The organism is Pseudomonas sp. GXM4 (assembly GCF_008923895.1).
In the GTDB taxonomy this organism is placed as follows: Bacteria; Pseudomonadota; Gammaproteobacteria; order Pseudomonadales; family Pseudomonadaceae; genus Aquipseudomonas; species Aquipseudomonas atacamensis.
In genome coordinates this window covers 1-10,719 of sequence record NZ_WBRZ01000191.1, presented here as the reverse complement: position 1 = coordinate 10,719, position 10,719 = coordinate 1, and the positions used below count along the sequence as shown (strand labels likewise).

Annotated in this window: 6 protein-coding genes; 5 read left to right on the top strand and 1 reads right to left on the bottom strand. The window is 61.8% G+C overall.

The window, feature by feature from the left end:
• Positions 1–108 precede the first annotated feature (108 nt).
• The gene (locus tag F8N49_RS20240; protein ID WP_151552284.1) at positions 109–1,734 is read right to left on the bottom strand and encodes a PvdJ/PvdD/PvdP-like protein; all 1,626 of its coding nucleotides are present in this window, start codon (positions 1,732–1,734) and stop codon (positions 109–111) included.
• Between the two features lie 207 nt (positions 1,735–1,941).
• Between F8N49_RS20240 and pvdM the strand changes: the two genes are divergently transcribed.
• The 5 genes from pvdM to F8N49_RS20215 all read left to right on the top strand — a co-directional run bounded on the left by pvdM (position 1,942) and on the right by F8N49_RS20215 (position 9,871).
• Positions 1,942–3,306: a pyoverdine-tailoring dipeptidase-like protein PvdM gene (gene pvdM / locus F8N49_RS20235; protein ID WP_151552281.1), complete on the top strand. Its 1,365-nt coding sequence runs from the start codon at positions 1,942–1,944 to the stop codon at positions 3,304–3,306.
• Positions 3,303–4,589: an aminotransferase class V-fold PLP-dependent enzyme gene (locus tag F8N49_RS20230; RefSeq protein ID WP_151552279.1), complete on the top strand. Its 1,287-nt coding sequence runs from the start codon at positions 3,303–3,305 to the stop codon at positions 4,587–4,589. Before pvdM ends, F8N49_RS20230 begins: the two co-directional genes overlap by 4 nt.
• A 36-nt stretch (positions 4,590–4,625) precedes the next feature.
• A complete protein-coding gene (locus F8N49_RS20225; RefSeq protein ID WP_151552277.1) occupies positions 4,626–5,513 on the top strand; it encodes a formylglycine-generating enzyme family protein in 888 nt (295 codons plus the stop codon).
• Positions 5,514–5,622: 109 nt separating this feature from the next.
• A complete protein-coding gene (locus F8N49_RS20220) occupies positions 5,623–7,272 on the top strand; it encodes a cyclic peptide export ABC transporter (RefSeq protein ID WP_071171628.1) in 1,650 nt (549 codons plus the stop codon).
• 115 nt (positions 7,273–7,387) lie between these two features.
• Positions 7,388–9,871, top strand: coding sequence for a TonB-dependent receptor (locus F8N49_RS20215; RefSeq protein WP_178117030.1), 2,484 nt, complete (start codon positions 7,388–7,390; stop codon positions 9,869–9,871).
• The last annotated feature ends 848 nt before the right edge of the window (positions 9,872–10,719 follow it).

The window sequence follows — 10,719 nt, the reverse complement described above, 5'->3', positions numbered from 1 at the left end:
GGGTCCTGTCAGGCACTGATGCATCTGCATGACACTCCGCATTCGCGAGCAGGCTCGCTCCCACAAGGGGATTGCGAACTATTCTGAATATGTGTGTGTTGAACCAATCTAGAGCTGTCGGCCCTTGACCTTCAGGTGCCGCGCATACCAAGGGCGCTGTGGCACTTTGCGGAACAGTTCGGTCATGTTGTCTTCGTCGCCAAAAGTGATACGCAGCGCCAGTTTCATGGTTTCCGGATCCATCTCCACGGAGCGCCCAGCTTGCAGGCCGGGCACGGTGCTGCAGCCGTGGGTGTCGGGGCCGAGCCAGGGGTCGGCGACTTCCACCCAGCGTCCCGGCGCAAACCACGGCACGCCGTTGACTTCCAGACGGCTCACTTCGCCCGGATGAAAACGTTCATGGGCGCGGAACCAGTCTTCCAGGCGATCATCGATCCAACCATGAAAGCGCCAGAACACCGGGTTCACATGGGAGGAAAACGGATCACCGAGAAAGTCGTTTTCCGGCGCATACCAGCGCGCAGCGAAGTCCGCCTGATCGCGCGCCATCGGCACCGGAATATCGTTGGACGGATCACGCGCCACCGAGGCCCAGCGCATGTGCAGCCAGTCGTGCAGGCCCAGTTCGACTTCCGAGCCGAACTGGCCAAGGGTCAATTTCGACAAGTAGCGCGGGTCACGGTACTGCGATTCCCATACCAGGAAATTGCTCTGGAAAGTCTCCGCCGCTTTGATGTCGCTGACCCATTTGGTGTACTCGTCATCACCCTCGGCCAGCCAGGTCGGCGGCAGTGAGTTGCCGTCGTGGTTGTCGAAATAACGCGCGAAGCCTTGGCGGTCCCGCTCCAGCTCAGGCTGCGGCTGCGGGAACGCCGGCCACGATGGCAAATCCTGCATCGAGCGGGCGATGCCAAGCATGTGCCGGTGCATAAAGAAAAAATCCACGCCCGAGCCATTGCGATCCTTGCTTGGCCCACGGGCGTCGCGTTCCTTGTCACGTGGCCCGGGCTGCCAGCCGATGCCGCGCAGCGCTTCGCGTTTTTTCTCCGAGAGCTTGTGCCACTTGTCGCGGGTAGCGTGCCAGAGTTGGTGGAACAACCGATGCTCGGGCGCCACCAGCCAGGCCAACAGTTGCGGATTCAGACCGGTGCGTTCACGGGCCTCGGGAAAACGCCGCTTGATAGCGATGAAATGATTGTCCAGCTCGGGCAACGCCAACGGCCGGTCCAGACGCAGCACTTGCCCGGTGAACGAGGCGCTGCCGGCATTGCCGAACGCCGCCCAGACTTCATCCAGTTTGACTTTGAATTCATACACCGGTGGCGCCAGCGGCTCATCGGTGCGCAGCAGGCGCCAATACATCTCGGCGCCGTTGCCCGGTGCCAGATCGCCAACCACTTGATAACGCACAGGCCCTTCGGCACGCAGATTCGCTCCGGTGTCGAGATAACCGCGCAGGCCGCGCCCACGATGAGCGATGTCGAGAAACAGTTCCAGACCTTGCGCAGGCAGACCATCAAGCCCCGCCGCCGCACCGGTAAAGCGAATGTCCCAGACCCCACGCAAATTGTCCGCCAGCTGTTGCCCGGCGGTGTCCGCCAGATCGACCGTGGCCTCGCCCGGGGTGATCGGAAACTCCTCGCGGGTCAATTCACGATGTGCATAAAAAGCGGCAGGCAGCGCGGCGCCCGTGAGTGCCATGCCCGCCATGAACCAGCGTCGAGAGATCGTCATTGCCCTACCTGTGTCAGCCATGAAGCAGGCTTTATCCAAGCTAGAACGTTTGCTCGGCGGGGAAATTTACGCCGCCGGCAAAACATCCCTGCGCCGCTGCCGGGCATTTGTAACGCACACCTAAATTAGCCGTGCAGCCACTCGTTCTTCCCAGATAGCAAAGGCCCCTGCGCCTGTACCTCGACGGCGAACCTGAATGAGATGGCAATGACAAAACCGCGTTGGAAAAAGGCTCTATTCATCGGCCTGCCGCTGGCCCTGGCGATCAGTGCCGGCGCAGGATTTCTGGCCTGGGATTACCTGAACAACCCCGGCTACCCGGTGAAGGTGATGAAACAGGCGACCGAGTTGCAGGATCGCCTGCTGTCGTTCGACAGCCACATCACCGTGCCGCTGAGTTTCGGCAGCCATGACCACGAAGCCGACAAGGATGGCTCGGGCCAGTTCGACCTCATCAAGGCCAATCGCGGACGCTTGTCCGGTGCGGCGCTGACGGTATTCGGCTGGCCGGAAATGTGGAACGGCCCGAATGCCCCGCACCGTCCGACCGAAGGTTTTGTCGAAGAAGCGCGCAATCAGCAGGAGGTGCGCTACAAGATCATTTCCGGGATTGTCCGCGACTTCCCCAATCAGGCCGGCATCGCCTACACACCGGATGATTTCCGCCGCCTGCACGGCGAAGGCAAGTTTGCGATTTTCATCAGCATGCTCAACGCCTACCCGCTGGGCAATGATCTGAGCAAGCTCGACCTGTGGGCCGGGCGCGGCATGCGCATGTTCGGTTTCAGTTACATCGGTAACAACAGCTGGGCCGACTCGTCGCGGCCGCTACCGTTTTTCAATGATTCGCCCGACGCCCTCGATGGCCTCTCGGACATCGGCAAACAAGCAGTGCAGCGCTTGAACGATCTGGGCGTGATCATCGACGTGTCGCAGATGTCGAGCAAAGCCCTCGAGCAAGTCGCCGAACTGAGCCGCACACCGCTGGTGGCCTCGCACTCGGCGCCACGGGCGGCGGTGGATATCCCGCGCAACCTCAGCGACAAAGAGCTGCAACTGATCAAGAACAGTGGCGGCGTGGTGCAGGTCGTCGCCTTCTCGCAGTACCTGAAACCGCTGACCCAGGGCACGCAGGACAAACTCAATGCGTTGCGTGCGCGCTTCGATCTGCCGCCACTGCCCAACTTGGCGATGGCACTGATGCCGGGTGATCCGATCATCACCGCCTGGTCGGAACAGAAGCTCGGCCAGTACGCCAGCGGCCTCTACGCGATCCTCGAAGAGGAACCGAAAGCCACCCTCAAGGACTTCGGCGACGCCATCGATTACACGGTACGCAAGATCGGTATCGACCACGTCGGCATTGCTTCTGACTTCAACGATGGCGGCGGCATCAAGGGCTGGGAAAACGTCGGCGAGATCCGCAACGTCACCGCCGAACTGCTGCAGCGCGGCTACTCCGAAGCGGACATCGCCAAGCTCTGGGGCGGCAACTTCATGCGCGTCTGGGATCAGGTACAAAAAGCCGCGAAACCGGCGCTGGCGTCGCGCCAGGAGGTGGCCCGGCCATGACTGATCGTCGCACCTTTCTCAAGCAGGCCGGCCTGCTCGCCGCCGCCCTGCCCCTGGGCGCCAGCCTGAGTGCTCCGGCGGCCATCGCTGCCGTGCCCACTGCGTCGCGAGACAAATGGACGCAATTGCGTCAAATGTTCGATCAGGATCCCCAAGCGATTCACTTCGCCAATTTCCTCGTCACCTCGCACCCCAAACCGGTGCGCGAAGCGATCGAACGCCATCGCGCGGCGCTGGATCTGAATCCGGGTCTGGCGATGGATTGGGATCTGGGCGTCACCGAGAAGCGCGAAGAAAACGTGCGCCACTGGGCCGGCCAGTATCTGCAAGCCAAACCGGCGCAGATCGCCCTGACCGGCAGCACCACCGAAGGTCTGGCGATGATCTACGGCAGTGTGCAGGTGCGCGCGGATCAGGAAATCCTCACCACGGTTCACGAGCACTACTCGACGCGCAATATTCTCGATTTCCGCAGCCGGCGTGACGGCACGCGCGTGCGCAAACTCAAGCTGTTCGAAACCCCGCAGAGCATTTCTATGGATCAGGTGCTCGACACGATCAATCGCAACATCCGCCCCGAAACCCGCGTGTTGGGCATGACCTGGGTGCATTCGGGCAGCGGCGTGAAGCTGCCGATCCGCGAAATCTCGCAATTGGTCGACGAGCACAACCGCCAGCGTGCCGATCAGGATCGGCTGATCTACGTGGTCGATGGCGTGCACGGATTTGGCGTCGACGACGTGAGTTTCCCGCAGATGAACTGCGACTTTTTCATCGCCGGCACGCACAAGTGGATGTTCGGCCCGCGCGGCACCGGCATCGTCTGCAGCCGCACCGAAGAACTGAAATACGTCAGCCCCAGCGTGCCGACCTTCTCCGAGGCCACGGCTTTCTCGACCATCATGACCCCGGGCGGCTACCACGCTTTCGAGCATCGCTGGGCGCTGGACGAAGCCTTCAAGTTGCACCTGCAACTGGGCAAGGCCGAAGTGCAGACGCGCATTCATCAGCTCAACAGTTACCTCAAGCAACGCTTGCAGGAGCACCGCAACATCGAGTTGGTGACCCCGCTCGACTCGCAGTTCTCCGCCGGTTTCACCTTCTTCCGGATCAAGGGCCAGGACAGCGACGCAGTGGCGGCCTGGCTAATGCAGAACCGGGTGATCTGCGACGCGGTCAGCCGCGACGTCGGGCCGGTGATTCGCACCGCCCCGGGCTTGCTCAACAGCGAAGCCGAAGTGGATCGCTTCATGGACATCCTCGGCAAAAAGCTGCGTGCCTGATCCTCGATTGCCGTTTTCCTTTCAAAGAGACGACTCATGAAAAAGCCTCACGCGTCACTCACCTTCAAAGCCCTGCCCGCATTGGCGCTGAGTGCCCTCTGCGCTGCCCTGTTGCCCGGCACCGCGCACGCGGCGACAGCACCCGCTGCGGGCAAAGTGTTCAAGGATTGCAAGGACTGCCCGGAAATGGTCGTGTTGCCGACCGGCAGTTACACCATGGGCACGCCGGACGATGAGGTCGGCCGCCAACCCGACGAAGGCCCGCTGCACACGGTGACGTTCAGCAAACCATTCGCTATCAGCCGCTCGCAGGTGCTGGTGGGCGAATGGGACGCCTATGTGCGCGAGACCGGCAACAAGCCCTACGACTTCGATGATCGCCCGGGCCGCCGTTGCACCGCCGGCAAGCCGGAATTCAAACAGACGCCCCGCGATCCGGCGGTGTGCATGAACGTCGCCGAAGCCCAGGGCTACATCGACTGGCTGTCGAAAAAGACCGGCCACGCCTATCGCCTGCAAAGCGAATCGATCCGCGAATACGCCGCCCGGGGCGGCAGCACCGGGCCTTTCCCCTTCCCGTTCGATGAGGGCAAGGATTACCAGATTTCCAAGCACGCCAACACCTACGGCGCGGCCGACGGTTACAACTTCACCTCGCCGGCCGGCACCTTCCCGGCCAATGCGTTTGGCGTGTTCGACGCCCACGGCAACGTCTACGAATGGACCGCCGACTGCTACCACCCGGACTACTCCGGCGTGCCCGCCGACGGTCGCCCATGGACCCAGGAAAACTGCGAACGCCAGGTCATGCGCGGCAACGACTGGGGCGAAGCGCCGATCTTCTCGCGCTCGGGCAACCGCAACAGCAGCTGGCCGACCAGCAAGGGCGACTGGCTGGGCTTTCGCGTAGTACGCGACCTCTGATCCCGCCCTCGACGAGCGCAACCACGCCTGCGCTCGTTTAAAGAAACTCCGCGACCATTCGTTTTCCTTAAGTACCGGCACTCCCTCCGCATCGAAGCAGGAATCCTCCATGACCAAGCCTACGCGTGGGGCGATCAACGAATTGTTCGCCCTGCTCAAGCCCTTCCGCCTGATCGTCTCGGCGTCCATCGTGCTCGGCATGCTCGGCGGCCTGAGCGTCACCGTGCTGCTGGCGACCATCAACAACGCCCTGCATTCCGATGACGGCCTGACCCGCACGGTGGTGATGATCTTCGCCGGCCTCTGTGCCCTGGCCCTGCTGACCACGATCCTGTCGGACATCGGCACCAACTACGTCGGCCAGCACATCATCGCCAAACTGCGCAAAGAACTGGGGGAGAAAGTCCTGTCGGCGCCGATCGACCAGATCGAACGCTATCGCAGCCATCGCCTGATTCCGGTGCTGACCCACGACGTCGACACCATCAGCGACTTCGCCTTCGCCTTCGCGCCGCTGGCGATTTCCATGACCGTGACCCTTGGCTGCCTCGGCTACCTGGCCATGCTGTCGTGGCCGATGTTTCTGATGATGCTGGTGGCCATCGCCATCGGCACCACCATCCAGGCGATTGCGCGGGCCAAGGGCATGCGCGGTTTCTACGCCGCGCGCGATTCCGAAGACGAACTGCAGAAGCACTACAACGCAATTGCCGAAGGCGCCAAGGAACTGCGTATCCACCGGCCGCGTCGCCAGCGCATGTTCGTCGCCGGCATTCAGAAAACCGCCGAGAAAATCTGCGACACCCAGATCAGATCGATCAACACCTTCGTCATCGCCAAGTCGTTTGGCTCGATGCTGTTCTTCGTGGTCATCGGCATGGCCCTGGCCCTGCAATCGCTGTGGCCGAGTGCCGACAAAGCGGTGATGAGCGGATTCGTTCTGGTGCTGCTGTACATGAAGGGGCCGCTGGAGCACCTGATCAGCACCCTGCCGATCATCAGCCGCGCGCAGATTGCCTTCCGCCGCATTGCCGAACTGAGCGAACAGTTCTCCTCACCGGAGCCGCACCTGTTGCTGCAGGATCAGGGCAGCAAGCCGGCCGCCGTCAACAGCCTGGAACTGCGCAACGTGCGCTACGCCTTCCCTCCCGTGGAAGGCAGCGAACCGTTCCGCCTCGGGCCGGTGAACCTTCGTATCGAACAGGGCGACATCGTGTTCATCGTCGGTGAGAACGGCTGCGGCAAGACCACGCTGATCAAATTGCTGCTGGGCCTGTACGCGCCGACCGAGGGCGAAATTCGCGTTAACGACAAGCCCATCACTGCGGTCAACCGCGACGATTACCGGCAGAACTTCACGACGATCTTCGCCGACTACTACCTGTTCGATGACGTGATCCAGGGCGATCGTGAAGTGCCGCAGGATGCCACCCGCTACCTCGAGCGTCTGGAGATTGCGCACAAGGTCAGCGTGCGCGACGGCGCCTTCAGCACCACCGACCTGTCCACCGGTCAGCGCAAACGCCTGGCACTGGTCAACGCCTGGCTCGAAGAGCGCCCGGTGCTGGTGTTCGATGAATGGGCGGCGGATCAGGACCCGACCTTCCGGCGGATCTTCTATACCGAGCTGCTGCCCGACCTCAAGCGCCTGGGCAAAACCATCATCGTGATTTCCCACGACGACCGTTACTTCGACGTCGCCGATCAACTGGTGCGCATGGAGGCCGGCAAGGTCAAAAGCGAACTGCAAACCGCTTGATCGAGGCAGCCGCGACCGGGCCGGAGAAAAAACTTTTCCGGTTTGCCGCGGCTTCCTCGTCTTAATGAGATGAATAAGAACCATTAACAACTATACCTGCCAAGGTCTTAACCTCATGTCCGCATCCCGTTTCATGCTTCGCCCTCTGACTCGAGCCCTGCTGATGCACGGCGCGACCCGCACACGCCTGGCTGGTAGCGGCCTGGGTCTGGCACTGACCCTCGCGGCAGCGCCGTATGTCCAGGCCCAGGAATGGACCCTGAACATCCCGGCCCAACCGCTGGCCCAGGCCCTGCAAACCCTCGGTCAGCAGACCAGCCTGCAAATCGTCTACAGCCCGGAAAGCCTGCAAGGCCTGCGCTCCAGCGCCCTCAACGGCCGCTATCAGGATGACGAGTCGCTCAAGGCCATGCTCAGCGGCACCGGCATCCGCTATCAGCGTGACGGCAACACCGTCACCGTGCTCGGCCCGGCCACCAGCGGCAGCGCGATGGAACTGGCGCCGACCAACGTCAACGCCAACCGCCTCGGCGCCACCACCGAAGGCAGCAACTCCTACACCACCGGCGGCGTGACCATCGGCAAGGGCGTGCACTCGCTCAAGGAAACGCCGCAGTCGGTCACGGTGATGACCCGCAAGATGCTTGATGACCAGAACCTCAACACCATCGAACAGGTGATGGAGAAGACCCCGGGCATCACCGTCTACGACTCGCCAATGGGCGGCAAGTATTTCTACTCGCGCGGTTTCCGCATGACCGGCCAGTACCAGTACGACGGCGTGCCGCTGGACATCGGCAGCAGCTACGTGCAGGCGGACAGCTTCAACAGTGACATGGCCATCTACGACCGCGTGGAAATCCTCCGCGGCGCGGCCGGCATGATGAAGGGCGCGGGCGGCACCGCCGGCGGCGTCAACTTCGTGCGCAAGCGCGGCCAGGACACCCCGCACACGCAGCTGTCGCTGTCGGCCGGGACCTGGGACAACTATCGCGGCCAGGTCGACACCGGCGGCCCGCTGAACGACGCCGGCACTGTCCGTGGCCGCGCCGTGGTGACGCAGCAGACCCGTAAGTATTTCTACGACGTGGCTGAACGCCGTGATCAGATCTACTACGGCGCCCTGGACTTCGACCTCAGCCCCGACACCACCCTCGGTCTGGGCATGGCCTATGAAGACGTCGACGCCACCCCGTGCTGGGGCGGCCTGCCGCGCTACGCCGACGGCTCCGACCTGCACTTGAAACGCTCCACCTGCCTGAACACCTCGTGGAACAACCAGCGCAGCAAACGCGCCACCTACTTCGCCGACGTCAAACACCAGTTCAACGATGACTGGTCGCTGAAAGTCGCCGGTGTCTACTCGCGCAACACTCAGGACATGGAATATTCCTTCCCGAGCGGCACAGTGCCGTTGGGCGCCACCGCCACCAACACGCTGATGCTCGGCAGTACCTATGACTACGACCAGCGCGACTACGGTTTCGATGCTTACGTCGACGGCAAATTCGACGCCTTCGGCCAGCAGCACGAACTGATCGTCGGCGCCAACGCCAGCCGTTCGCACAAGGACGACTTCTACGCGGTGGCGGCATTGCCACAGCGCCAGAACGTGTTCAACCCGAACCACAACATCCCGCAGCCGGATGAAAGCTACTACCTGGCCAACGCCTCCCGTGGCGGCCCGGTGGACATGCACATCAAGCAATACGGCGCTTACTCGATCGCCCGCCTGAAACTCGCCGACCCGATGACCCTGATACTCGGCAGCCGGGTCAGCTGGTACAAATCCGACACCGACTCGGTGCAGTACTTCCGCGGCGAAGGCACCGAGGTCAACACCCAATCCACCGAAACCGGCCAGGTCACGCCGTTCGCCGGCCTGCTCTACGACCTCAACGACAACCTGACCGCCTACGCCAGCTACACCGACATCTTCACCCCGCAAGGCTCGTACAAAACCATCGACGGCAGCACGCTCAAGCCGCTGATTGGCCAGAGCTACGAATTGGGGATCAAGGGTGAGTGGTACGACGGTCGCTTGAACACCACGTTCAACCTGTTCCGCACCATCCAGAAAGACGCGGCCCAGGATGACCTGCGGTGCGAAGACAGCTCCTGCCAGATCAACTCGGGCAAGGTCCGCGCCCAGGGCTTTGAAGCTGAAGTCAGCGGTGAAGTGATCGACCGCCTGCAATTGCTGGCCGGTTATACCTACACCCAGACCAAGGTGCTGGAAGATGCCGACGCCACTCAGGATGGCGCGGTCTACAACTCCTACGTGCCGCGTCACCTGTTGCGCGTCTGGGGTGATTACGCCCTGAGCGGACCGCTGGACCGTGTGACCATTGGTGCGGGTGTCAATGCACAGACGGGCACCTACCGCGTTTCGCCTCTGGGCGGGGACAATGTCGATGGCGCGGGTTATGCGGTCTGGAACGGTCGCATTGGTTATCGGATCGATGACACCTGGTCGGTGGCGTTGAACGGCAATAACCTGTTCGACAAGCGTTATTACGCGACCATTGGTACCGAGGGGTTCGGTAACTTCTACGGGGATCCGCGCAATTTTGTGATGTCGGTGAAGGCTGATTTCTGATTGGTCTGATGTTGTTTAGAAGCCCCGCTTTGGCGGGGCTTTTTGATTTTTGGGATTGGGGGCATATCCTTTGCTGCGGTGAAGGCTACTTAAGGTTCCGCCCTTACGGCGGGTCACTTTTTCCAAACGCCGGAATGCCGGCCCAGCGAAAAGTAACCAAAAAGGCTTTGCCCCGGCGTACGGCCCGCTCGCTGGGGCTCGGGGTACCTTCCGTTACGGGACCGATCCGGGCGCAGCCTGCCGAAGGGGCAAAAGATCAAGAGCCAGAGCAAAAGCCCCTCACCCTAGCCCTCTCCCGGAGAGAGAGGGGACTGACCGAGGTGTTCAGGCGAAATACGCCGACTTGCGATATCGAGTCGAATGCAGATACTGAAAAGCCCGCAAATCGGCTCCCTCTCCCTCGGGAGAGGGCTGGGCGGGCGGCGTTCCGATGAGGGGCGAATCCAACACAGATCCAAAGCAGACCACACGCTTTTCACCATTCAACAATGAGCGTTAGCTCGAGTGCTTTTGATCTTGATCCACCGGCGACGTCGGAAGGCTGAGTGGAGGGATTGATCCGGGCGTGGGAGCGCAGCGACCGTACGACGCAGTCGTACACAGCGGAAGGAGGTGCAGCGAAGCAAACCGGAGCCGCTGCGCCCGGATCAGTCCCGTAGCGAAGGAACCCGAGCCTGCGAGGGCCGAACGCAGGAGCAAGCCTTTTTGGGTACTTTTTCGGGGCGTTTGGAAAAAGTGCCTCGCCGTAAGGGCGAAACCGTAATCAGCTACACCCGCAGCAACGGATATACACACAAAAACATCAGAAAAATACTCCCACCGCAGCACCGAAAACTCCCCGGAAATTG

Bases quoted from the DNA above. Each gene is read 5' to 3' on its own strand.
- F8N49_RS20240 (WP_151552284.1), bottom strand. From the start codon at position 1,734: ATGACGATCTCTCGACGCTGGTTCATGGCGGGCATGGCACTCACGGGC.
- pvdM (WP_151552281.1), top strand. From the start codon at position 1,942: ATGACAAAACCGCGTTGGAAAAAGGCTCTATTCATCGGCCTGCCGCTG.
- F8N49_RS20230 (WP_151552279.1), top strand. From the start codon at position 3,303: ATGACTGATCGTCGCACCTTTCTCAAGCAGGCCGGCCTGCTCGCCGCC.
- F8N49_RS20225 (WP_151552277.1), top strand. From the start codon at position 4,626: ATGAAAAAGCCTCACGCGTCACTCACCTTCAAAGCCCTGCCCGCATTG.
- F8N49_RS20220 (WP_071171628.1), top strand. From the start codon at position 5,623: ATGACCAAGCCTACGCGTGGGGCGATCAACGAATTGTTCGCCCTGCTC.
- F8N49_RS20215 (WP_178117030.1), top strand. From the start codon at position 7,388: ATGTCCGCATCCCGTTTCATGCTTCGCCCTCTGACTCGAGCCCTGCTG.